The organism is Aneurinibacillus migulanus, assembly GCF_001274715.1.
Lineage (GTDB): Bacteria > Bacillota > Bacilli > Aneurinibacillales > Aneurinibacillaceae > Aneurinibacillus > Aneurinibacillus migulanus.
This window is the reverse complement of the sequence record NZ_LGUG01000004.1, coordinates 3872462-3895941: the sequence shown is the minus strand read 5'-3', so window position 1 is coordinate 3895941 and position 23480 is coordinate 3872462. Positions and strand designations below refer to the sequence as shown.

General features: G+C 42.4%; 31 protein-coding genes and 1 pseudogene. 21 read left to right on the top strand and 11 right to left on the bottom strand.

The window, feature by feature from the left end; all coding sequences use genetic code 11:
• From AF333_RS20505 to AF333_RS20480, 6 genes are all read left to right on the top strand, one after another.
• The coding region (locus AF333_RS20505) for a transposase (RefSeq protein ID WP_053432729.1) at positions 1–458 on the top strand (458 nt) is incomplete at its 5' end.
• A 153-nt stretch (positions 459–611) separates the two neighbouring features.
• Positions 612–1199, top strand: a complete 588-nt coding sequence (locus tag AF333_RS20500) for a 2-keto-4-pentenoate hydratase (protein ID WP_052812397.1) — start codon at positions 612–614, stop codon at positions 1197–1199.
• Positions 1187–1426, top strand: a complete 240-nt coding sequence (locus AF333_RS20495; RefSeq protein WP_407638687.1) for a 2-hydroxymuconate tautomerase — start codon at positions 1187–1189, stop codon at positions 1424–1426. Before AF333_RS20500 ends, AF333_RS20495 begins: the two co-directional genes overlap by 13 nt.
• Before the next feature lies 1 nt (position 1427).
• The gene (locus AF333_RS20490) at positions 1428–2900 is read left to right on the top strand and encodes an aldehyde dehydrogenase (protein WP_043068792.1); all 1473 of its coding nucleotides are present in this window, start codon (positions 1428–1430) and stop codon (positions 2898–2900) included.
• 83 nt (positions 2901–2983) lie between these two features.
• The gene (locus AF333_RS20485) at positions 2984–3280 is read left to right on the top strand and encodes a 2Fe-2S iron-sulfur cluster-binding protein (protein WP_235356730.1); all 297 of its coding nucleotides are present in this window, start codon (positions 2984–2986) and stop codon (positions 3278–3280) included.
• Between the two features lie 75 nt (positions 3281–3355).
• The gene (locus AF333_RS20480) at positions 3356–5242 is read left to right on the top strand and encodes a XylR N-terminal domain-containing protein (RefSeq protein ID WP_043068791.1); all 1887 of its coding nucleotides are present in this window, start codon (positions 3356–3358) and stop codon (positions 5240–5242) included.
• A gap of 16 nt (positions 5243–5258) precedes the next feature.
• Here the strand turns inward: AF333_RS20480 and AF333_RS20475 are convergent, their stop codons facing one another.
• From AF333_RS20475 to AF333_RS20465, 4 genes and pseudogenes are all read right to left on the bottom strand, one after another.
• Positions 5259–5927 carry a hypothetical protein gene (locus AF333_RS20475; RefSeq protein WP_043068790.1) on the bottom strand — a complete coding sequence of 223 codons (669 nt, stop codon included), beginning with the start codon at positions 5925–5927 and terminating at the stop codon, positions 5259–5261.
• 142 nt (positions 5928–6069) lie between these two features.
• Positions 6070–6192, bottom strand: a complete 123-nt coding sequence (locus tag AF333_RS36930; protein ID WP_255322302.1) for a hypothetical protein — start codon at positions 6190–6192, stop codon at positions 6070–6072.
• 90 nt (positions 6193–6282) lie between these two features.
• Positions 6283–7323: a copper amine oxidase N-terminal domain-containing protein gene (locus AF333_RS20470; protein WP_043068789.1), complete on the bottom strand. Its 1041-nt coding sequence runs from the start codon at positions 7321–7323 to the stop codon at positions 6283–6285.
• A gap of 202 nt (positions 7324–7525) precedes the next feature.
• Positions 7526–7847: pseudogene (locus AF333_RS20465) on the bottom strand (DMT family transporter).
• 412 nt (positions 7848–8259) lie between these two features.
• Here AF333_RS20465 and AF333_RS20460 point away from each other — a divergent pair.
• The 4 genes from AF333_RS20460 to nadD all read left to right on the top strand — a co-directional run bounded on the left by AF333_RS20460 (position 8260) and on the right by nadD (position 11801).
• Positions 8260–9060: an NUDIX domain-containing protein gene (locus tag AF333_RS20460; RefSeq protein WP_043068788.1), complete on the top strand. Its 801-nt coding sequence runs from the start codon at positions 8260–8262 to the stop codon at positions 9058–9060.
• A gap of 62 nt (positions 9061–9122) precedes the next feature.
• Complete coding sequence (locus AF333_RS20455) at positions 9123–9668, top strand: cysteine hydrolase family protein (protein ID WP_043068787.1); 546 nt, start codon at positions 9123–9125, stop codon at positions 9666–9668.
• A 37-nt stretch (positions 9669–9705) separates the two neighbouring features.
• On the top strand, positions 9706–11166 hold the full coding sequence (locus AF333_RS20450) for a nicotinate phosphoribosyltransferase (RefSeq protein WP_043068786.1): 1461 nt from the start codon (positions 9706–9708) through the stop codon (positions 11164–11166).
• Between the two features lie 20 nt (positions 11167–11186).
• Positions 11187–11801 (top strand): nicotinate-nucleotide adenylyltransferase, encoded by a 615-nt coding sequence (gene nadD / locus AF333_RS20445; RefSeq protein WP_043068785.1) that lies wholly within the window; start codon positions 11187–11189, stop codon positions 11799–11801.
• Between the two features lie 91 nt (positions 11802–11892).
• Here the strand turns inward: nadD and AF333_RS20440 are convergent, their stop codons facing one another.
• On the bottom strand, positions 11893–12333 hold the full coding sequence (locus AF333_RS20440; protein WP_043068784.1) for a GreA/GreB family elongation factor: 441 nt from the start codon (positions 12331–12333) through the stop codon (positions 11893–11895).
• A gap of 293 nt (positions 12334–12626) precedes the next feature.
• Here AF333_RS20440 and AF333_RS20435 point away from each other — a divergent pair, with 293 nt between their 5' ends.
• Positions 12627–13448, top strand: a complete 822-nt coding sequence (locus AF333_RS20435) for an MBL fold metallo-hydrolase (RefSeq protein WP_043068783.1) — start codon at positions 12627–12629, stop codon at positions 13446–13448.
• A gap of 61 nt (positions 13449–13509) precedes the next feature.
• Here AF333_RS20435 and AF333_RS34205 read toward each other — a convergent pair whose 3' ends face one another.
• Positions 13510–13674 carry a hypothetical protein gene (locus AF333_RS34205; RefSeq protein ID WP_162836860.1) on the bottom strand — a complete coding sequence of 55 codons (165 nt, stop codon included), beginning with the start codon at positions 13672–13674 and terminating at the stop codon, positions 13510–13512.
• Positions 13675–13811: 137 nt separating this feature from the next.
• Here AF333_RS34205 and AF333_RS20430 point away from each other — a divergent pair, with 137 nt between their 5' ends.
• Both AF333_RS20430 and AF333_RS20425 read left to right on the top strand, forming a co-directional pair.
• The gene (locus AF333_RS20430) at positions 13812–14183 is read left to right on the top strand and encodes a hypothetical protein (protein WP_043068782.1); all 372 of its coding nucleotides are present in this window, start codon (positions 13812–13814) and stop codon (positions 14181–14183) included.
• Between the two features lie 36 nt (positions 14184–14219).
• Entirely contained in the window at positions 14220–14468 is a 249-nt protein-coding gene (locus AF333_RS20425) for a YozQ family protein (RefSeq protein ID WP_043068781.1), read from the top strand.
• A 147-nt stretch (positions 14469–14615) separates the two neighbouring features.
• Here the strand turns inward: AF333_RS20425 and AF333_RS33845 are convergent, their stop codons facing one another.
• Positions 14616–14765 carry a hypothetical protein gene (locus AF333_RS33845; RefSeq protein ID WP_158502539.1) on the bottom strand — a complete coding sequence of 50 codons (150 nt, stop codon included), beginning with the start codon at positions 14763–14765 and terminating at the stop codon, positions 14616–14618.
• Positions 14766–15087: 322 nt separating this feature from the next.
• Between AF333_RS33845 and AF333_RS20420 the strand changes: the two genes are divergently transcribed.
• Complete coding sequence (locus AF333_RS20420; protein ID WP_043068780.1) at positions 15088–15528, top strand: NUDIX domain-containing protein; 441 nt, start codon at positions 15088–15090, stop codon at positions 15526–15528.
• Positions 15529–15584: 56 nt separating this feature from the next.
• Here AF333_RS20420 and AF333_RS20415 read toward each other — a convergent pair whose 3' ends face one another.
• Complete coding sequence (locus AF333_RS20415) at positions 15585–16949, bottom strand: sigma-54 interaction domain-containing protein (RefSeq protein ID WP_052812396.1); 1365 nt, start codon at positions 16947–16949, stop codon at positions 15585–15587.
• A gap of 252 nt (positions 16950–17201) precedes the next feature.
• On the opposite strand from AF333_RS20415, the gene ahlS reads away from it, so the two are divergent.
• From ahlS to AF333_RS36925, 4 genes are read left to right on the top strand one after another with little or no spacing between them, the layout of a single operon-like run.
• Complete coding sequence (gene ahlS, locus AF333_RS20410) at positions 17202–18050, top strand: AhlS family quorum-quenching N-acyl homoserine lactonase (RefSeq protein ID WP_043068779.1); 849 nt, start codon at positions 17202–17204, stop codon at positions 18048–18050.
• Positions 18051–18068: 18 nt separating this feature from the next.
• Positions 18069–19250, top strand: a complete 1182-nt coding sequence (locus AF333_RS20405) for an iron-containing alcohol dehydrogenase (protein ID WP_043068778.1) — start codon at positions 18069–18071, stop codon at positions 19248–19250.
• Positions 19251–19264: 14 nt separating this feature from the next.
• Positions 19265–19699 (top strand): hypothetical protein, encoded by a 435-nt coding sequence (locus AF333_RS33840; protein WP_158502538.1) that lies wholly within the window; start codon positions 19265–19267, stop codon positions 19697–19699.
• A 19-nt stretch (positions 19700–19718) separates the two neighbouring features.
• Positions 19719–19847 (top strand): hypothetical protein, encoded by a 129-nt coding sequence (locus tag AF333_RS36925; RefSeq protein WP_268753629.1) that lies wholly within the window; start codon positions 19719–19721, stop codon positions 19845–19847.
• Positions 19848–20061: 214 nt separating this feature from the next.
• Here the strand turns inward: AF333_RS36925 and AF333_RS20395 are convergent, their stop codons facing one another.
• Positions 20062–20499, bottom strand: coding sequence for a hypothetical protein (locus AF333_RS20395; protein WP_052520648.1), 438 nt, complete (start codon positions 20497–20499; stop codon positions 20062–20064).
• A 133-nt stretch (positions 20500–20632) separates the two neighbouring features.
• Between AF333_RS20395 and AF333_RS20390 the strand changes: the two genes are divergently transcribed.
• Entirely contained in the window at positions 20633–20923 is a 291-nt protein-coding gene (locus AF333_RS20390; protein WP_407638656.1) for a hypothetical protein, read from the top strand.
• 167 nt (positions 20924–21090) lie between these two features.
• Here AF333_RS20390 and AF333_RS20385 read toward each other — a convergent pair whose 3' ends face one another.
• Together AF333_RS20385 and AF333_RS20380 are read right to left on the bottom strand one after the other, a co-directional pair.
• Complete coding sequence (locus tag AF333_RS20385; RefSeq protein ID WP_043068775.1) at positions 21091–21381, bottom strand: hypothetical protein; 291 nt, start codon at positions 21379–21381, stop codon at positions 21091–21093.
• Complete coding sequence (locus AF333_RS20380; RefSeq protein WP_043068774.1) at positions 21381–21680, bottom strand: DUF2089 family protein; 300 nt, start codon at positions 21678–21680, stop codon at positions 21381–21383. Before AF333_RS20380 ends, AF333_RS20385 begins: the two co-directional genes overlap by 1 nt.
• 178 nt (positions 21681–21858) lie before the next feature.
• On the opposite strand from AF333_RS20380, the gene AF333_RS20375 reads away from it, so the two are divergent.
• Together AF333_RS20375 and AF333_RS20370 are read left to right on the top strand one after the other, a co-directional pair.
• Positions 21859–22506, top strand: coding sequence for a response regulator transcription factor (locus AF333_RS20375; RefSeq protein WP_043068773.1), 648 nt, complete (start codon positions 21859–21861; stop codon positions 22504–22506).
• A gap of 135 nt (positions 22507–22641) precedes the next feature.
• On the top strand, positions 22642–23460 hold the full coding sequence (locus AF333_RS20370) for a hypothetical protein (RefSeq protein WP_043068772.1): 819 nt from the start codon (positions 22642–22644) through the stop codon (positions 23458–23460).
• Positions 23461–23480 lie beyond the last annotated feature (20 nt).

Below are 23480 nucleotides of genomic sequence, written 5' to 3'. Positions count from 1 at the left end.
CTTCCGTTACACAAGGGAATCGAAAGAAGGAAGATGAATTTGAATTCAATAAAGATGCAGGAATGTATGTATGTAAAGCAGGACATATGGCGATCCGGAAAGCTCGACAAGGAAAAAAAGGGGTAGGTAAAAATCAAAAAAATACGTACTATTTTGATATTGAAAGGTGTAAGCGATGTTCCTTTAAAGAAGGATGTTATAAAGAAGGAGCCAAAAGCAAGAGTTATTCTGTTAGTATTAAATCCAACGAACATGTAGAACAGGAAAAATTTCAAGAAAGTGAGTATTTTAAAGAAAAATCGAAAGAACGATATAAAATTGAAGCTAAAAATAGTGAGTTAAAGCACCGACACGGGTATGATGTGGCGTCATCCTCGGGTCTTATTGGTATGGAATTACAAGGGGCAATGGCTATATTTACAGTGAATTTGAAAAGGATATTGAAACTAATGGGTTAAAAGCGAGAGATACAGCTAGTGATAACGGGGAAAAAGACGACTCTGCATTCAAATACTGAATTAGAGTCGTCTTTTTTGATGAATCAATTTAGTTACTCTAAAAAACGCTAGTTTTTCAGTGGCCTCCGAGGACACAAATTGGGGCTTACAAGCGTGGCCAAGCAAAAGATGATGGGGGTTCATGAACCGTTATACGGTGTATTGTTGGACGACATGGAGCTTGACCAGCACGATCCTATTTCGTTACAGCCGTTCATTCATGCGAAAATTGAACCGGAAATAGCGTTTGTATTCGAGCGAGATATCAAAGGCCCGGTTTCAGTTCCAGAAGTGCTGACGGCTACTGCCTATGTTATGCCTGCATTTGAAATCATCGACAGCCGGTACCGGGATTTTAAATTTACGCTTCCAGACGTAATTGCGGACAATGCTTCATCCTCCCGTTTTATTCTAGGAGATAGAATTGAAAACATAGATAATCTTGATTTGAAAGTAATCGGGAGCGTATTTAAGAAAAACGGACAAGTCATGGCTACAGGCACCGGTGCTTCTGTTATGGGACATCCTGCAAGAGCAGTTGCCTGGATGGTTAACAAGCTGGCGGAAAGAGGCCAATTCGTGAAAGCCGGAGAGATAGTACTAAGCGGGGCGTTGACCGAAGCGTTTAGGATTAAGAAGAACGATGTGTTTTCCGTAGGATTTGATGGCCTCGGAGCTGTTCAGGTAGTATTTACTACGTAATTAAAGGAGTAAAGTTCATGCCATTTATCCAAATCAATATTATCAAAGGCCGTTCTCCTGAAATGCAAGAGAAGCTCATTAAAGAAGTAACGAATACGGTCAGTGATGTTTTGGAGGCTCCCATTGAGAGTGTCCGGGTATTTATCAATGAAATGGAGCCAGCACACTGGGGAATTGCTGGAGTGTCCGTGAAGAAAAGAAGGGAAAATTCACAGCGAGGTGAATGAAATGAGTAAAGTTGCAACAACGGTTCGTGAAGTTAAGTTGTTCATTGATGGTAAATATGTGGAATCGAGTACAAGATCAACATTTGATGTGACAAACCCGGCAACACAGGAGTTGATTGCACGGGTGCATGAAGCGACAAAGGAAGATGTCGAACGTGCATGCCAGGCGGCACGGCGCGCATTCGAAGGATCTTGGCGAACGATGCCTGTAAGCGAACGTTCGAAGCGAATTCGCCGAATGGCCGAGATTATGATAGAGAGGCGCGAAGAGCTTGCTAGGCTGGAAGCGCTCGATGTCGGCAAGCCTTATTCAGTAGCATATGAAAAAGAAATCCCGCGGGCAGCCCATAATCTGAAGTTTTTTGCCGACTTCATGGAACAGCAGGGTGGTGAGACGTACCCGATGGATGAAGAATATATAAACTATACAAGATATGAGCCAGTCGGAGTTGCAGCATTAATTACGCCGTGGAATTTGCCGCTAATGCTAACAACATGGAAGCTAGGTCCATGTCTTGCAGCCGGGAATACCGCCGTTATTAAACCAGCTGAAGCTACACCGCTGACGGTTTCGCTGCTCGGTGAAATCGCGAAAGAAGCCGGAATCCCCGATGGCGTTGTCAATGTGGTCCAGGGCTTCGGTAAGGGATCAGCAGGTGAATATATGACAGCCGATCCGGAGGTCGATTTGATTTCGTTTACCGGAGAAACGACAACCGGAAAGGCGATTATGAAGATGGGGGCGGATACGCTAAAACGTGTGTCTTTCGAGCTGGGGGGCAAAGCGGCCAATATTGTGTTCGAGGATGCTGACCTTGATAAGGCAATTCCTGTTTCCATTCAAGCAGCCTTTTTGAATTCAGGTCAGGTCTGCCTTGCTGGTTCCCGTATTTTAGTACAACGTTCCATTTTTGATGAGTTTGTCAGACGTTTTAAACAAGCGGCTGAAGCGTTAAAGGTAGGAGATCCACAGGATGAAGACACGAATATGGGCCCGCTTGTTAGTAAAGAGCACTATGAAAAGGTGTCAAGCTATCTGGCTATCGCTGCAGAGGAGCAGTCAACGCTCGTAACGGGTGGAAAGCGACCGCACCTGGCTAAGCATTTACAAGCTGGATTCTATTTAGAGCCGACCGTCTACATTCAAGAAGATTCGAAAGCACGCATTTGCCAGGAAGAAATCTTCGGTCCTGTCGTTACATTGATTCCGTTTGATACAGAAGAAGAGGCTTTGCATATAGCCAACGATACGCCATACGGATTGAACGGCGTGATATGGACGGAAAATTTAAAACGTGCTCATCGTGTTTCGCACAAGGTACGCGCCGGAACGATCTGGGTCAATTGTTGGTTTGTTCGTGATTTACGCGCCCCGTTTGGCGGATTTAAGAAAAGCGGAATCGGTCGCGAAGGCGGTCATCATAGCCTTGAATTTTTTACCGAAGCGAAAAATATTTGTTTAGCCCTCTCGTAAACAGTAATTTTTTGTTCATTATTGGATCGGCTGCCCAATGGCAAACGGTCCAATGATGGACAGATAAAAGGAGGAGCAATATAATGAAAGCGGTTACTAAAAAACAGCGGATGTACGAAATTACGTTTGATCAGGAGACAGTTGGTTGCAGTAATAACTCTAATATTCTGGCTGCGGCAAAACGCAATTTTCTAAAGCTTCCTTATGGTTGTTTTAATGGAGGATGCGGAATGTGCAAGATTAAAATCGTAGCCGGAGATTATGAAGTCGGGTTATCTTCCAAAGCTGCCTTGCCGGATAATGAACGAGAGAAAGGATATGCTCTCGCGTGTAAAACGTATCCTTTAAGCGATCTGATGGTACGGGTGATGGGAAGGTGAATCCATAACAGGTATGTAGATGTGGCACTTACCAGGCTTTGTTAATCCTTTACAGAAGAGGGGTTTGCAATCGGTATGGCTAACAATATTTTTTCGTCTAAATCCTTAACAAAACAAAACGGTGCCTATCATATGGATGGTGAGCGTGTTGTTTTATTATCTATTTCTGCTATCGGAACACTGAAGGAAGATATTGAAAGTAATATTGGTAAAGAGAGATTAAAAGGATTTCTTATTCGTCATGGTAAGGAGCTTGGTTCAAATGATGCGCGTAAAGCCTTAACTATGAATTTCTCTACAGCACAAGAATCCATTCAGCACGGTACAGTTATGCATACGTTAAAAGGCCATGCACGTGTAGAAACAACGTATTTGAAAATCGAGAAAAGGGATAATGAACCGAGATTCTCTATTCATATGGAAGGCAATTGGCTCCATTCTTATGAGGCCGAAGAATATGTAAACCGATACGGCCTGGCGAATGAGCCGATATGCAACACTCTAGTTGGCTATGCGAGTGGTTATTTATCTGTCATTAGTAACCAACAGGTTATCGTTAAAGAGGTTACATGTGAAGCCAAAGGGGACGAGTGCTGCCATTGGGTCGCAAAATCGATTGATTTGTGCGATAAAGATACGATAAAAAACGAACTGAAATATTACAAGGAAGACACGATCGTTGATGAGCTTGGCTATACGTATGAAAAATTGCTGGAAGAGCGGAATAATTTAACGAGAGCCACAAATATTTATAGCAATTTAACCGAAGAAATCTTTAAAGGAAATAATCTGCAATCGATTGCCGAGGTGGTTTGTGAAGCTACTGGGACCCCCATTACAATTGATGATGTGAAATTTCGTTCATTCGCTTACGCGGGCTTATCGCCTCATGAGTATATAGATGTGAATCTCTCCTTTACATCTTATTTGGAGAACCATAGAAAAGAGCATACGCCATTTCTTTCAATAAAAAGGATAGTTACAACTGCTCATACCCGCTTACTTGCACCTATCTTTATCGGTAAAAAGGTTTCCGGGTATTGCTCGTTTATTTATACCGACTCTACGATAAAGATTTCTGATATCGATTTTATGATACTGGAGCGAATATCATTAGCGTGCTCCATTTATCTTTTAAATGAAAAAAACTGTTTTGAAGCAACGGAACGGATGAAAGGGTATTTTTTGGATAATATTTTATCCGGGAAAAGTACATCAAAAAAAGACATCATTCAACGAGGGAATTTTATCAACCTTGATCTTAACCAATCGTACTATATCGTGTTTATTGCGTATCATAGTGTGGAAGAGAAGCTGCAAAACGAACTTGTTTTTCATGAAGCATTCATGGAAACAATCACTGAGTTTTTGAAGAGAAATAAATTGAATGTATTATTTTCACAGCGTACAAATGGAGGGGTGCTGTTAGTTCCAACATCAATCTTGACGAAAACGATTGAATTTTTTAGTAGAGAAGTGTTGCAATTTCTTTCTAAAATGCATCCGCTTTACCGGTTTCGAACAGGGATTAGCATGACTGGTAAATCTATCGATCAGGCTTGTAAGCATTACGATGAAGCAAAGACGGCCCTTCGTATGACAACGGAGAGAAATGATATTGTGTCATTTGAGTCGCTTGGAGTAGTAGGAATGCTAATTAACCAGAATAATGAAGAAGCCGTGAAGCAAATGTCAAGATACACGCTGGGTAAACTATACGATAATCCTACCTGTACTAAAAATAAAGAGCTTTTACGAACATTATATGTATACTTGGAAAACGGGGGGAATCTTGAACAAACATCAGATGATCTTTGTTTATCTATAAGCGGGCTTCGCTATCGTTTGCAAAAGATTAAAAGTTTACTTGGACAAGATTTAAGTCATTCACATTTTAACTACCAGCTGTTTTTATCGTTACAGGCACTAATGGTTACCGGAGAATTATCAATCATGGATTAGGATAGAGTATGTCCGTTCATTTGCAATGTAAACGTAATGTTCTTTCTAGGTAATCAGCTAATGACTTCGAATGATTTCCAATCTGTATACCTGTTTCCGTATAGGTCTTCTCTGCGGCGGAAACCATTGATAATTGCGCTGTGCAGATACGCTTATCTGGGTGTTCATCTATAATTTGTTTTAATTTACTAGCTACTCGTTCTGTGTATTCTTCTTTTCTATTTTGCATAATAAGTTCAAACGTGTTTTCTAGCAAATAAGGTTCAACATGGATGGATTTATTTTGACGGTCAGCAAAGCTTTTCAACTGCTCCATTGTACCTTGTACTGTGTGTGGATTAGTAAAAGTCAGGATTTGCGGATGCTCGTTCTCGCAAATCGCGTAAAATAAAGGCACGTCGATTTTGATAATTGGAATGGAGTAAGAAGCATCCTTATCAGACATGTTAGCAGTAAAAAAAGTACAGGTAATTAGAATCGCATCCACATGGCATCGGGAAATCCAGGCAAGCGTATCGTTAACTTTCTTTTGAATGATTGTAGCATTGTAATCCCTATCTGCTTTAATACGATCCAACCCTGGGTCAACAAAGTGGACCAATTCAACATCATAAAGACTCAGCGCTTTTTGGATATGCTCAATATTTGAATGGTGAGCATGAAAACAGCCTATCCTCTTCTTCACATGATCATCCCCTACAACGTTTTTTAAAGATTGTAACATGAAAGCTGGCTTAAGATAGGAATGAAAGATACAAAAGGCACGAACGCACCTTGTTAGAAGTGCGTTCGTATCGTGGTAGAATGGGAATTACATAGTATGCTTTTTATACAAAACGGCGACGACGACGGCGGCAGCGAACGATGATTACCTCTCTGTTGCAGCGGAGAGCTACACTTTGACCAGGGCGTAGCGTAATCACACGTACAGGTCTACGTCCATTTGGCATATAAATCACCCCCATATATGGCGTTCACAATTAATGTATGCTTGCCAATTTTTTTTGCTTGGCCAACTATACTGTAGGAGGGTGCCTTTTTTATTTGGGTAGAGGGACATAGGTGATAGGTTCTTCAGGAGGCTGTGATTCCGCCGGAATGATAGTGTAATATGGGCTTGCGAATAGCAATTTTGTAATAAACCAGCCTTCCTTTTCATTTACGGTACGCTTCTCGACAATGAATGTCTCGGTACCTGTTGTAGATCCGCCAGAAGTAATTTCTGGATACGTTACAGTATACTGTACGGCAGTATCACTCAACTTCTTTTCCTCTTTTACCGTAATCGGCCCAACCCATGGACTCGAGCCACCTGTAACCCAGCCTCCTCTATCTTTTACTTGTTCCATTGCTTTTTCCCGAAGCTCAGGAGAGAGGGCTGCATATTGGAGCGCTCCACTTCGGGTCTGTTCTCCACGACCCCACAGCTTCATTGCTTCTTCTGGGGTAGTGGGAACAAGTGCTTCTTCGATCGTACGTATTTGCTTTTCAATCTCTTCTTTATCAGGAGCCTTAATAGAGAGGGTGTTTGTCTTTTGATCATATGCAACGTCAGCCTTGAATAATTGCTGTATCCAGTCTGACAGGACATATATACGATCATTGCGGATTTCAGCGCTATAAGCTGCATAAGGCGAGCCATTAACTGAAATGGTAATCGGATTTTTTGGCTCAATGTGGTGCTCAGGGAAATTAAGCATGACTGCACGATCGGAAAGGCGGGGAAGGGTGATCTTCTTCGCATTTTCCGAAAGGGGCCACATCTCTGTTTCTTTCTCCTGATCCCTAGGGGTTAGAGCCTGGATATAGGATAATAGCTTTGTGAATGCATAATACGTTTCATTTGTTTCGATGGAAACAGTTTTGGATTTCGCATCCCACTCAATGGATCGTGCTCCTAGTTGCTCACAAGCCCAACGAAGGGGGATCATCACTTGATCTTTCACCACATGTACACCTGGAGGAGTAGAAGTAACAGAACCGTTTATTTGAATGGTCAACGGCTGGGAAGCAAAAACCGGTGTAGTACTTAGTGTCATAACCAATGCAAGGCTTGGCAGAATCAGCTTTCGTTTTTTCATTTTCTCGCTCTCCCTATGTAAATAAAAAACTATTAGTTATTTTTAATAGTACTTTAATTTCCTTAAAATTACACTAGTGTATTATCCTTCATAAGTTGCACTGGAAAACTAAATGTTCTGTTATTTTTATCGACTTAGTATCAAAAGATGTAGTTGATGGTTTCTGCTGTTAAATAGGCGACAAGCTTTAGATATAAAAAGGTTAATGCCCCGAAGTTACCTTAAGACCAATGATTCCAATAATAATGCAAGAGATAAGGAGAAGACGTTTTATATCTTTTGGTTCTTTAAAAAACAGCATTCCTGCCAAAACGGTATCTACGTGAACCAATCCCTGTCCAAATCCCGTATGCAGTACCGATTGGTATCGTTCGCAAGGCTAAGGATAGTAAGTAAAGGCTCATTCCACCGACTGCAATGAAGGCGATCGTAGGCTTTAACCGAGTAAATCCTTCTGCGAGCTTCAAACAAATCACTCCGACAATTTCAGCTATTCCGGCAAAAATGAGAAATATCCACGCCATTATTCATTCACCTTACTTTTTATTTTTGAATGCTGTTTATCTTCATCTGAAGAAATCAATTTTAATCCAATAATTCCACCAATAAACACATAAAGCCATGCCATTATTTTTTCTCCTCTATCATATGAAGTAATTCCGTTACCCCTTTTAAACGTAAATTTTCATAAACCCAATAATTTAGAAAACCACAGTCCGTCTGCTGCGAGATGAATCACAGTTGTCTTATCACAGCTGGACCAAGTAAAACTATGCCGTCTAGACGTTTTTTTGTCAAGTTATATATAAACTTCTAATTTTTGAGTGTATATTTAGAAAATAAAGGGTAGACTTTCCATCTTTTTTGACATATACTACAATTAGTAATTAAGAAAAAGTTAATTAGTGAGACGGACAATGGAAAGGAGGAAATACGGTGGAACGATATCAAACAGAAGCAGACACGTTAGCACATTATGATGCAAAGCAATACCGAACACCTGACGGGTATACGAGCGATATTGCTGTGTTTAGTATTATAGCGGAAGAGCTTCCAGAGCATACGAAAAAGCCGCCGAAACGCACCCTGAAAATCATGCTAATTAAAAGGGCCGCATGTGATAATGAAGGGAATGCCAATATCGAAGGAGGGAAGTGGGCGCTTCCCGGAGGATTTATCCAGCCGGATGAAACAGCCTATGAAGCCGCAAAACGTGAGCTACAAGAGGAAGCGGGTGTAAGCGGACTCCATCTGAAGCATTTTAATGTATATGATAAGCCTGGGCGCGATCCGAGGGGTTGGATTATCTCAAATGCACATTATGCTATTGTGCCAGAGCATCAGCTCGACAAGAGAAAGGCTGCCGATGATGCGGCGGAGGTGGAATTATTTGATATGGAAGAAGCATTTGCTTTAGAATTAGCGTTCGATCACAGGCAAATCATTCAGGACGCGCTTGCTTTTATCAAAAGAGACATGATTCAGACGACGGTCGCCCGCAATTTTTTGCCGCAAGAGTTTACACTGTCAGAGTTACAAGGAGTGTTGCTGGCAGCTGTATCTGATCCAGCGATTCAAAGCTCCCCTGTATTTTTCGATAAAGCGCCGAAACTGAGGTTTATAGAATTGGTGATTGGCAATGATGGAAAGCCGAAAACATCTAACCGATATTCATATCGTCCGGCTAAGTTGTATCGGTTTAATGAGGCAGAGCCTGTGTTTAATGTGTACAAATAGTTTTTTTACAAATAGTAATTAGTAATTAAATAATTATAATTTAAATAATGGAGGGATAGCATATGACTGAACGTGGACTTATTATTATCGATTATACGAAGGATTTTGTGGATGGAGCTCTACCAGTTGGGGAGCCAGCGATTCAAATTGAAGAACGTCTCTGCAATATTGCTGAGGAAGCAATTACAACCGGTGCTTATGTTGTGTTCGCTGTAGATAAGCATAGTCTACATGATCCATATCATCCGGAAGCGAAGCTATTTCCACCCCATAATATTGAGGGAAGTGCTGGAAGAGAATTGTACGGTCGACTAGCGGATATCTACAGGAAATATAAAGACAGAGAGAATGTTTTATATATGGATAAAACAAGATATAGTGCATTTGCGGGCACGGAGTTGGATCTTAAACTTAGAGAAAGAAACATAAAAGATTTGTATATTACAGGAGTTTGCACAGATATATGTGACTTGCATACATGCGTTGATGCGTATAATCTTGGCTATACCATTTTTGTTCATACGGATGCAGTCGCCAGCTTTAATCCTGCTGGACATGAATGGGCTTTGCAGCATATGAAGAATTGTTTGGGAGCGACTCTTCTTTAATAGCGCCGAAGAAGGAATGAAAAAGGAGGTAGTGCAAATGAAAAAAACATACAAAGATGATGGTGTAGCCCTTCATACGGACTTATATCAAATAAATATGACGGAAACATATTGGGAAGATCAGATGCATGACCGAAAGGCGGTATTTGAGCTTTATTTTAGAAAGCTGCCGTTCGGAAACGGATTCGCTGTTTTTGCCGGGTTGGAGCGCTTGATTGAGTACTTGGAAAACTTCCGTTTCACAGAGGGCGATATCGAGTATTTACGTGAAGAATTGGGATACGGAGCAGACTTTCTTGAATATCTGCAAACCGTACGTTTCACGGGTACAGTTCGTGCTATGAGGGAGGGAGAGTTGGTATTCGGGAATGAGCCGATTCTGCAAATTGAGGCTCCGCTTGCCGAGGCGCAGCTAATTGAGACGGCTTTACTTAATATCGTTAATTATCAGACGTTGATTGCAACAAAAGCGGTACGTATAAAACAAGTGGCTGGAGACGATACACTGATGGAGTTCGGCACCCGGCGAGCCCATGAGATGGATGCGGCGATTTGGGGAACAAGAGCGGCTTATGTAGCAGGATTCGACGCCACGAGCAATGTGCGGGCAGGGAAAATTTTCGGCATTCCCGTATCGGGTACCCATGCCCATGCGATGGTGCAAGCATACATGGATGAATACACGGCATTTAAGAAATATGCAAGACGCCATAAGGATTGTGTGTTTTTAGTGGATACGTATGACACACTACATGGCATAAAAACTGCTATAAAGGTAGCGAAAGAACTTGGTAATGCGATTAACTTTGTCGGTATTCGGCTGGATAGCGGAGATCTTGCCTATCTTTCCAAAGAAGCGAGGCGGATGCTTGATCAGGCAGGGTATACAGAAACTAAAGTTATCGCGTCTAATGATCTTGATGAATACACCATTATGAACTTGAAAGCACAAGGTGCAAGGATTGATGCATGGGGTATTGGAACAAAGCTGATTACAGCCTATGATCAACCGGCGCTCGGAGCGGTGTATAAGCTTGTGGCAATTGAAAATGAACAAGGAAAAATGATCGATACGATAAAAATTAGTTCAAATCCGGAAAAGGTAACTACCCCAGGATTGAAAAAGCTCTACCGGATTGTAAATCGAATCAACCAGCGTGCTGAGGGCGACTATATTGCAATGAAAGACGAAGTGCCTCAGGCGGAAGAAAAGCTGAAAATGTTTCATCCCGTTCATACCTTTATTAGTAAATTCGTGACAAACTTTGAAGCCAGAAGCTTGCACAAAGACATTTTCGTTGATGGACGCCTCGTATATGAATGTCCTACGCTGGAACATATTAGGGAATTCGTGAAGGAGAATATGGGGTTATTATGGGAGGAGTATAAACGAACGTCCAATCCAGAGGAATATCCGGTTGATTTAAGCCAAAAGTGCTGGGACAACAAGATGGAGAGCATTATGAAAGTGAAAACGAGAATCAGAGCTGCAGAATAAAACCAGGGGAGTGGATGAATATGGCTCGATACGGCATTTACGGTTCAGCGTTTGATCCAATAACATATGCACATCTCTGGACAGCCTGGACGGTGGCAGTTCGACGAAATTTAGATAAGGTAATTTTCGTTCCATCATCTGATTATCGAGGGGATAAGGGACGCAAGCTGACTGCTGGAAAGCACCGCTGGAACCTGCTTCAGCTTGCTGTAGCGGATAATCCGAAGTTTGAGGCGAGCGATATCGAATTAAAGGCTGAAGCGTGGGAACAGTATACACATGATACGATGGAACATTTCAAAAGGATGTATCCACATGATGAAGTTTTCTTTATTATGGGGGCTGACAATCTGGCGAACATATCGTCTTGGTCCAAAGGAGAAGAGTTAATCCGGGAAAATAAGTTTATTGTTATGGCCAGAGAAGGGTACAATATGCTTGAGATTATTGCTAAAGATCCGATGCTACGCAATTATGAGCTTGATCATTTCGATCTGCTTCATAAAGGACTAAACATGGAGATTAGCTCAAGCTATATTCGCGATGAATTTAGCGTTGGCGGAGATCCACGATACTTGATGCCTGATGTTTGCTATGAATATGCCAAAAAGCACAACGTATATGTAAAGGGGTAGCTGCTCCTGTCAGATGATGCAGAGGTCCTGAGTAGAAGCCCGGAAGGTAGAACTTATGGCCAGATTCCGGGCTTCTTATCCAATACATGCGTTATTGATAATCCTTGAATTCTATTTTTTTAATACTTACACTTATCTCACCTGATGGGGTTGATAGAATGACTTTTTCATCTAAATCATGCAATAGTAATTGTCTGCCGACCGGAGATAAAAAAGAGATATATCCATGTGTTGGATCGCTTTTTTCCGGGAAGCAAATCGTGAAATGATCCACATAGCCGTCGTCTTCGTACAATAAAGCTACCTGGCTCCCGATAAATACTTTAGCAAGTGCCGGATATGTGCTTTCTTCAGAATTAGATAAAAACTTCTCGACTTCCGAAACGTATCGTTCAAAAAATGAAAAGTCCCTCTCATGAATCGGAGTGGAGGCTACATATAAATCGAGAAGCTCAACCATATTCTCTTCTATAAAAATTAATTGCTTAATAAGACTTTTTCGTAGGGGATAATAGCTTAAACTATGGTTCATTATAGATGACCCCCTTGCCTGGATTTAGACCTTTGCAAAATTTGCTTTTTGCCATTATGTTTATACCCTCCCTAATAGATAAAAAAATTGAGAATCTGTAACATACAGACCCTCAATCACATCGTATCATACTTCTTGTATTTTTCATATGCTGGAAAGATTACCATCCATCTGGTAATGCATACGGCTTCCTTCCTTGCCTTTGCCCATGATTTATATTTTCTCATGATAAGGAAAACAATAGTTGGGTAAGAGGAAAAGACAACTCTTTTCAAGGGGAGGCGTTTTAGAATATGGATGAATTTATTCCGGTTACTTCCGTCACCAGCGGCATAGGAGAGATGGTGACGCCTGATATATATTGTTACTCTGTCCAAATTGTAAATATTTGCTTTGTTGGTGACCCAAAACAAACGAACGGATGGGCTCTTGTTGATACGGGTATGCCCCGCTCAGCCGATAAAATCATTCATGCGGCGGAGGAACATTTTGGTGCAGGGACCCGTCCAGAAGCGATTATTCTTACACACGGTCACTTTGATCATGTCGGAGCGGTCGTAGAGTTGACGGAGACGTGGAAGGTTCCGGTCTATGCACATGAATTAGAGATGCCCTATCTGACAGGCCAATCGGATTATCCGCCGGCGGACCCTTCCGTTGACAGCGGACTAGTAGCGAAGATGTCTCCGTTTTTTCCGCGTCACAGTATCGACTTAGGCTCTCGTGTGCAAAAGCTGCCCATGGATGGGAGCATACCTGAAATGCCCGGCTGGCGATGGATTCATACGCCCGGCCATACACCGGGACATGTGTCCCTGTTTCGCGATGCGGACGGCATATTGATTGCGGGAGATGCAATAACGACCACTGAACAGGAATCTCTATATAAAGTAATAACACAGAAACAGGAACTGCACGGGCCACCTGCCTATTTTACAACCGACTGGCAAGCATCCTTTGAATCGGTAAAACGTCTTGCTGCGCTGAAGCCGTCCGCAATGGTCTCAGGGCACGGGGTGCCCATGTCTGGAGAGTCACTCATACAGGGATTAGAAGCACTAGTAGAGAATTTTGAACGAACTGAAATTCCTAAGGAAGGGCGTTATGTTAAATAAAAAGCACAAGGACACTCACGGTAGAGTGCCCTTGTGCTTTTTATTGTAGCGTCAAAATGCATCACGACTGCTCTTCATTCACTCTTCGCTCGTCATATACACCAGGACCTGTTTCAGGGGGATTGATACGCTGCGGCTGTGAAGTTTTGATTGTTTTAAATGCGTCTGTCACGGCTGCCTGATGTGTTCCTAATATTTCTAGTTCAGGGTTGGTTTTCTTCTTCATACGATGCTGCCTCCTTTATTGGCCTTCGTTTATAGGATAGGAAAATATCAGGCATTTATGCGTCTGAAAACATAGACGATGCGTACCGTATAAAATGCGTGCTTTTTTCAACACTAATGTAGAAGGAGGAGTATATGATGGCAGAAAAGAACATACTGGCTTACTTTAAAAGTCCGGAAGAGGCAGAACAAGCGGCACAGAAGTTATCGGAGCTTGGAGTCGTTGATTTATCTATCGATCGCATCTCTCGGTATTCAGGGCAAGGAACCGAACGGATGATGAATACGTTGGGAGGGGAGCTTCCTTCACTTGCAAGCACAGTATTAGACGCCGACATAACGAATCGGGGAGCCGGAATATTGCTGGCAGCAGATGTGAGCGCAAGTGGCATGAGCGATGGAGGCCAGGACGACATAACCGGGCGAGATATTCTGTTAACTGTAGTAGTGGAGGAGCCGAAACATCATCAGGCGTTGCACATTGTAGAGCAGTCTGGTGGAATGCAGTGACGGCTCGAATGCAAAAAAGGATGAGGAGGATACAACATGCCGGACAAATCTAACAAAGATATACAACGAAGTGGACAGGAAATTGGAAACAAGACATATGAGACGAGTGATTATCAGGCGAAATCCCAGGCATCAGGAGGGCTGGCGACCACGCATGAACAGGTGAGTGATGTATATATGGAAGGAACGGTCGAGGCGACTATCGAGCATTCTGAGAATGCAGATGGAGATTTAAAAATACCGGAGCAATCGTATAAGATTGCATCCGATCGTGAAACGGAATAGCAATAAATATTTTTCTCTGAAGAATGGACACTTTGGGTATCCGTAGGTGGATAGAAAAGAATCACACGTACAACGTCCTTTCCCTTTGTTTTTCTCGCGTGTCCCCTTTTCTTCCACCTTATGGATAATAAACAGGTGTGATTGTATTTATTTTTCTTCTTCTAAGTTTTGCTCCGCTTCATCGACAAGCAGTTTTTGAAATTCTTCATCTTCTTGCTCGTTCAAGTATTGGTTTTCACCTGGAGCAAAGCGTGCGGCAAATAGCAAAGGAACTTCTTTCTTTTCTTTATCTTTCATATGCTCACCCATCTTTCTTTTTTCGTACGTTTCCCTATACAAATGTTTCTATACATTTGCATTCCGAACTTGAACTTCGGAGCAAAAGGTGGCAGAATAAGTACAGTACTATTACATATTTTTCGAAATTGAACCAGGAACTAGGTAGCTAGGGTTCCGCCTTATGTAGATAAGGGACCGTGACCGAGCGCTACAGGATCTTGCTATAAGAGCAGGAGGCACCTATTGGCATAAAAAGCCCGAGGGGGAAGGTTCAGCGTATTTCGCATGCGCTGATTTCTTCTCCCCGGGCTTTTTTTATTTTATAAGGAGGAAAATTACCATGAAGAAAATTGATTCTATCCGTCCTGGCGTGGCCGTCATTATTTTTGATGAGCGCAATCGGGTATTGCTGCAAAAAAGAGCAGACGTTAAATTATGGGGCATTCCCTCGGGGCATGTGGAACCAGGTGAAACAGTGATGCAAGCTGCTATTCGCGAGGTGTGGGAAGAAACGGGTCTTGACGTATCGATTGCTCGTCTCATTGGCGTGTATTCAGAACCGGATTCTCAAGTATTCGATTATCCGGATGGCCGTTGCGTTCATTTTGTTACGATATGTTTCGAAGCTAAAGTGAAAGGCGGTGAATTAAAACCGCAGTGTTCAGAAACACTGGAGCTTTGCTATTTCTCTCCATATGAATTGCCGGACAATCTACTATCCATGCACCCGCGTTGGCTAGAGGATGCTATGGCAAGACAGAAGACCCCATTTGTTCGGTGAGCAGAGGCAAGGCGCTTCCTTTCTCTACATTTCAATACGTATCGTAGGTCGCCTGTTTATTTGGTCTCGATTTGCAATCGCTTCAATTTTTTTATAAGTGTAGAGTGGTCGATTCCCAGATGAAGCGCTGTTTTACGAAGCGAATGATGTTTCGTGAGCGCTTCCTGGATAAGCTTCTTTTCATATTGTTGTACCTTTTGCTTTAACTTGATTGTCTCAGGAGCAAGACCATGTAGAGTGTCGGACAGATGGCGCGGCAAGTGAACGGATTGGATGACAGAAGCAGGTACCGATACGAGCATGCTTTCTACAAGATTTTTCAATTCGCGTACATTGCCAGGCCAATGATATGTCATAAGTATATCCATCGTATCCGCAGAAATTGTTTTATCAACACGGTATTCGTGTTTATAGAATGAAAAATAATGGTCGATAAGCAGGCGGACATCTTCTGGGCGTTCCGCCAGAGGAGGTAGCTGAATCTCGACGACCTGTAGTCGATAGTATAGATCCTCGCGGAATGTCCCTTCTTTTACCATCGCTCGTAAATCCCGGTTCGTCGCAGAAATAATTCTGATATCGAGTGGACGCGACTTGGTTCCCCCGATTCGTGTTACTTGCTTCTCCTGTAGAATCCGTAGCAGTTTCACTTGAAGCAGTGGGGGCATCTCCCCGATTTCATCGAGCATGACTGTTCCGCCGTCGGCCAGCTCCAGAAGCCCGATTTTTCCTTTGCGGCTGGCGCCGGTAAATGCCCCTTCTTCATAACCGAACAATTCCGATTCCAGCAGAGGTTCCGGGATTGCACCGCAATTGATTTTTATGTAAGGCTTGTCCTTTCGGCCGCTCTTATTATGCAGGAGCGTGGCGATGACTTCTTTGCCTGCGCCGGAGGGACCGGATAACAGTACCGTAGAGGGATAAGGGGCAACCTGGCATACTTGCTCATATACCCGTTGCATTTGCTCGCTTTGAAAAATGAATTTCTCTTTATCGGAATGCCCTTGATAAACATACCGGTTTTTTTGTAGCTCAGAAAAGTTCCGTGCTTTCTCCAGTTGACGTTTCGTTTCGTTCAATGCTGTGATGTCACATACGCTCGTTATTACAAATTGAATGTTTCCTTCTTCATCAAAGACAGGATTCCCCGTTACGATAACTTCTTTTTTTCCACCGAGCGTCTGCATAAGCGAGATGCGCCTCTTCTGTTCTAGTACGAGAAGGGAAACCGATTGGTCCAGATATCCATCCTCCATCAATTCGTTCATATGCTTTCCGATTAATTCTCGGCGGTCAAAGCCTGCGATTTGTTCATACGCTTGGTTAACCAGTAATGTAACTCCCGCGCCGTCTACCACATAAATACCGTCTGTAGAAAATTCAATCACAGTATGCATAGGGATGGCTCCATCGTTTTGCATAACAACCCCCTGGTGAAATTTTTATAAAGTCGGTGAATTTTTTCACCTTTATTCTACTAATTTTCTGATGATTCGTATAGATATGGTGAATATATTCACCGAATGGGACATAAAAGTAGCTGAAAGCGCTATCTATTCATTTGGCATTATCTTTGCTTGATAGTAGAGAGATAGAGGGACATAAAGTAAAACTTCTATCAACGAGGGCCTTATTCCCTGTTGAACCGAGACGGATCAAAGGAGGAAATGAAAATGGCAAACATTATTAAACCACATCCGCGTGTATACGTAATGGATAACGGTCGTATGAGTATGGATAAAAATTGGATGATCGCCATGCACAATCCGGCTTCTGTAGACAATCCCAATGCTCCGGCTGAGTTTGTGGAATTTCCAGTATATACGGTGTTGATTGATCACCCAGAAGGGAAAATTCTTTTCGATACGGCGTGCAATCCGAATGCGATGGGCTCAGATGGGCGATGGGGAAAGGAGACGCAGAAAATGTTTCCTATTGTAGCGGATGAATCATGTTGGTTGCATAATCGCTTAGAACAGCTCGGAGTAGGCCCGAAAGACATCAAGTATGTTGTGGCGTCTCATCTTCATCTCGATCATGCGGGTTGTTTAGAAATGTTTACAAATGCAACTATCATTGTACACGAAGATGAATTGAATGGAACTCTGCAAACGTATGCTAGCAATCAAAAAGAAGGGGCATATGTATGGGGAGATATTGATGCCTGGATTAAAAATAACTTGCAGTGGCAGACCGTGAAACAGGACGAAGATAACTTATTACTTGCGGAAGGGGTAAGCGTGCTGAATTTCGGAAGCGGACATGCTTGGGGAATGCTCGGGCTGCATGTAACGTTGCCTGAGACAGGCGGAATTATTCTTGCTTCTGATGCCATCTATACGGCAGAAAGCTTCGGCCCACCAGTTAAGCCACCAGGCATCATCTACGATTCACTAGGATATACAAAGGCGGTAGAGCGTATCCGCAGACTTGCCAAGGAAACGAATTCACAAGTCTGGTTTGGCCATGACGCCAACCAGTTCAAAGCGTTTCGTAAGTCAACGGAAGGGTATTACGAGTAAAGAAGGGAGAGAGTGTGTATGCCTGGAGCTAAAATTACACTGCCTCCTCTCACCTATGCGGGAGAGGGCGCGCTGGAGAATCTTCTTCCTGAAGTGAAGAAATTTGGACCGTCTAACATTCTTGTTATTACAGACCCGATTTTGCTTGACATCGGATTGGTAGAAACGGTAATTTGGCCGCTAAAAGCAGCAGGCTACAAGCTGGATGTATATACTGACATTGAGCCGGAACCACCGCTTGCTTGCGGGGAGAAGCTAATTGATTATACCCGCGCCGGCGGATTTGATTTGATTCTTGGTGTCGGTGGAGGGAGCGCGCTAGATTTGGCTAAGCTAACCGCTGTACTGGCTGCGCATGAAGGTCCGGTTAAAGATTATTTGAATTTGACAGCAACGAGACAGGTAGAGCATAAAGGCTACCCGAAAATTCTGTTGCCGACCACATCCGGCACAGGTTCGGAAGTTACCAACATAGCAGTTCTATCACTAGAAAGCACAAAAGATGTAGTCACACACGACAACCTTCTGGCGGATGTAGCGATTGTAGAATCAAAGCTGACCTTATCTATGCCGCCAAGGGTGACGGCTGCTACAGGGATCGATGCACTTACGCACGCGGTAGAAGCGTACGTGTCTATCCATGCAAACCCGACGACCGATGCGCTGGCTTTGCAGGCAATCCGGTTGATTTCCGGATCCTTGCGTCGTGCGTACAGAAACGGAAGGGATAAGGAAGCACGCAGTCAGATGAGTTATGCAAGCTATATGGCCGGACTTGCCTTTTTTAATGCAGGTGTAGCAGGCGTTCATGCGTTAGCTTATCCATTAGGCGGTCAGTTCCATATTGCCCACGGAGAATCGAATGCAGTATTGCTTTCGTATGTGATGGGGTATATACGGACCAGTTGTCGGAAACGGATGGCTGATGTTTTAGAAGCACTCGGTATAAGCACAGCGTATATGTCTGAGGAGGAAGCCTCGTTGCGCTGCGTGGAAGAACTACAGCGTATCGTAGCGGACGTGGGTATTCCTGCAACTTTACAGGAGTTCTCGATCCCAGAATCAGCCCTTCCTTTGCTGGTAGAAGACGGAGTTAAACAAAAGCGTTTGCTGGCACGCAGTCCAATGCCACTTGAGAAAAAAGATATCGCTGCCATTTATCGCGCTGCATTTACGGGAGAAGTCGTTGAACCGCTTTGATAAGAGCGAGTCGAATGCATAAAACCGGCCATCCTCTTCGGAGAATGGCCGGTTTTTTCTGCGCTATTGTCCTGATTCCGCTTCGTTTCGATACCAATAAGGAGGTCTACCGTATCCGTATGGATAGTAAGGATGGTAAGGGTACGGTGGATAATAAGGATATGGTGGATAATAAGGGGGATAGAAATAATAGGGAGGATACGGTCTTGGACGTGGCCGCGGACGTGGTCGTGGATAATATTGACGCTCCTCTTCCTCTGCGTAAGCTACCGGCTCTGTTGCAAATGATGACTCTTGCATACAAGAACCCCTCCTTTTCGTTGTTTATCGGGATAACTACCCATATACTGGTATATGCGCGGAGGAGTAAAACGGCGTGGGCGCATGGGGAAAAAGTTTATTTTTTTGTGCCGAAACCGCTTTTTCAGCTATTCTATCAAGGGTGTTGATTATCTATATACATCTGATTTGATACATCGACAAATTCTTGTGGTGAGAGGTAAGAAAAGAAGGAAGGGCGGTGGGCGGGAGCGGTCGGAAAAAGGCACATTTGCATCTGCTGGAGCGCAGGGCGCATCCACCCTCTTCTTTTTCTGAATCGCCTCCTTCCAACCACGCTACCCTGTCAAAATATTAAGTGTAACTTATATAATAGTACCTAGAGTGTTAGAGTCGCCACAACGTGCCCCAAACGGGCGTCGGTCCGACCTTTGTACACAGAGCGGCCGAATCACCTCGTCGTTGGAAGAAGAAGGAACACATCTACGTATGCCCCTCCTTTCTTCCGCCTTATAGATAATCAACAGGTGTGTCATTCTATATATACTTTACATACATAATTTGCTGTGCCTTCTTCCCATTCGGCAGAAAATGAGTAGATATGGAGCCCTTTGCTTTTAGGCAGAACGAAGGAAGAGTCCTGTACTGTGACAGGTTTGGCTTTGTTTGTGCTTATCCATTCATTTACCTGTAGGGTACCGGATTTAGGCTCTTTACGGAAATGGATTGTCATCGTAGCCTGTGCGGGGACAATACCTGGATTTTCCGTTCGTACTTGAGATGGGGGAGAGATAAAGTCTACACATGAATCCTTTTTGCCGCTTTTCCAGCAATAGTTGCTTTGATATACGGGAACATCCTGCTGTCCGACGGTAAGACCGGGCAACGGAGGCCTGGGCGAAGCAAGTGGTCCTTCTGTACATCCGACCAACACAAACAATAGCATCAAGCAGATTACAGTTTTTCTCATTTCTTTCTTCGCTCCTCTCAAAAGGTTGTATCATATAAGTATAGACCATATGGGTCGGTTTTTGGGTGCTACGATAGATTATTTCCTGCTTTATCCAGGCTTTTGACAAATCTATTATAATTTCTTTGAAGGAGTGAGGATTTTGAAGCTCTATTTTCAAAATGAATATCTAGGAGAAATACAAGGGGCAAGCGTAGAAGGAATGTGGATGAATGGGAGAATTATCCCCAGCAAAAATATGAACAGATTTAAAGATTTTTTTGCGGAAATTGTTAATGAGGAAAGTGGGTTTGCAGAAATTGATGATAAAGAAGGATGGTTGGAGGAAGATAACTGGTTTGTAGTTGATAAAGAAAATGGAAGGAGGGGAATATGTTTGCCTGCCATTTATCATGATGGCGAGATTAATTGGAGATGGAGGTAGCGTCATATACCTATTAAGCTAAAGTTTGCCGGTACCTCCAAAACGAAAAAATACCATTTTTATGAATCCTACGTGATACAACTACCCTGCCACCAAGTCCTCAGAGACTATCTAACAAATGGTAATAAAGTTAAAAAAATACTTTGAAAGCGCTAGAATCAGAATCTTTATTTGAAGTCATGTAACTTCATTTTTTCTAATTCTTTTTTTCTTTTCTTCTTCAAAGATTCTCTTCCGTTAGCCCAGGCCCCTAATAAAACAACCAATCCTCCAAAAACACCAAATAGAAAAGAAGATGTATTTTTTACAAAAAACGTCTCAGAAAACCATAGATATGTAAAAGTAATCAAATACATAACCGGCAAGATAGCGCCCCAATAAACATTATTTCTTCGCGATAAAAAAGATTGAATTCCTAGTATGACAATAGCAATCAAAAAGCCATAGATACGTAACATTAAGTATCGCCTCTTTCACTTTTATATTTGTCAATAATCAATTTTGCAGCTTCTAAACTAATATGGTCATCTATAGACAGTTTCTTAATAAAACTAATGAATTCTTCGTTCTCTAGATTATCGTTTAGTTTTACTTTTTGAATTAACCGATCTAACCTAATTCTTACCGTAGGGTAAGAAACATCATAAATTTTTGCTATTTCTTTCAAAGAACCTGAATTCAAAATAAAATTTTTAATGAATTCAACATCTTCACCATCCAAAGACAAAATCCAATTTGGAACCTCTTTAAAATCCATGACTTTCACCTCCTTTATTAAAAGTTTAACATAATATTTAATAAAATTAAATTTTATTTTTATTTTATTAAAGTTTTGGGTGGGGTTGACGAACAATTAACTACCACACTGTTTATGCTAGCACAGCTTTTACAACTTTATTACATCACCATGCTATGCTAATGAAGAGGTGATTCTGGTGGCAACAATCCTAATTGTCGAGGATGAAATTCCAATTAATGAGTTAATTAAAAGAAACCTACAATCGGTGGGACATACATGTATTTCTGTTTTTGATGGAAGAGTAGCAATTCATGAGTTGGCACAGCATGAAGTCGATCTCGTATTGCTGGACATTATGCTTCCAGAGATTGATGGGTATGAGGTTTTTCAGCAGATTCGGGGAATACCTACTATTTTCCTAACGGCGCGAAGCAATTTATCGGATAAGGTGAGGGGCTTGACCCTCGGCGCTGATGATTATCTGGTCAAACCATTTGAGATGCTGGAGTTGTTGGCACGAGTGGATGCAGTGTTAAGACGTACCAAGAAGGAAAGCAAGAGTTTTGAGCTAGATGGGGTAAAAATTGATTTTGAGAGCAGACAAGTATTTCTGAATGAATATCCGGTTGAATGCACGCCCAAAGAATTCGATTTGTTAGAGGTATTGGTGAACAATCGCAATATTGCTCTATCTCGGGACAGGTTGCTAGAGCTTGCTTGGGGCTATGACTATGTAGGGGATACTAGGACAGTGGATGTTCATATTCAAAAGCTAAGAAAGAAGCTAGATATGGAATCTAGAATTAAAACGGTCTATAAACTAGGGTATCGTCTGGAGGTGTAGAGATGAAATCCCGGTGAAGGAATGACAGCAAGAATAACTTTTACAACTTCATAATCACTTGATGATGATTCTATAATCTGGCCATTTTATACTCCTTATTGTGATTACAAACAAAACTAGGAAGGAGAAATTCAGATGAAAGCAAACAGATTAAAAAGAAAAAGCTTTAAAAAAACCATATTAGCGGCCACAGTAGTCATTGGGAGTAGTACATTGTTGTTCCAGGGGCTTATACAGGCAGTGACGGCGGCAGAATTCAAAAAAACGGATATGATCCCTACAAGCTATGCGAATTATACAGCTAGTTCATCTAAAGCGGCACAAAAAAGTTTGTCGGCAGGCTACAAAAAAGCAAATTATACGGTGAAAGCAATTGACTCACAAAAGCCAACTAGCAAGGACATGACAAAAGAAGCGGCGGCGGAAATCGGCGCGCAGGCTCTTTGGGAAATATTTGGTCAGAGCTTGGAGGGTCAAGTGATAGAAATGGGCTACCAAAAGCCAATCGACTCCCTTCCCCGATCGAAATGGTATGCTGATGTTCACATCAACGACAAGCTTAGTTATTACTTCGCAGTGGACTCTGTAACAGGAGAAATATTTTGCATAAGCAGTAAAAGATGGTTTGATGAAAAAGTTCCAGACTTTGATGAGGAGCTTAATAATAGCCCGCAAGAATATGTTGCGGAAGCAAAAAAACTGGCAGAGAAATATAATGTTGTTCACAGCCCAGTCAAGTCGGTTGAATACCAAGCCCAGAGTAATGGCCCCAATAATGATCCCGTTATGGGCATTCAGATCATGGGCGAAAATGGGGAGATCGCTAATATGTATCTTTCCCGAAAGGATAAGGCGCTGATCGAAATAACATATAATTCGGAAATGAAGTACACCCAAGAACACGGTACAAAGCTTATGCAGGAGCATCCAGCCCTTAAAACGAACCAAAAATAAAGGATCTAAAAGAGCCCTTA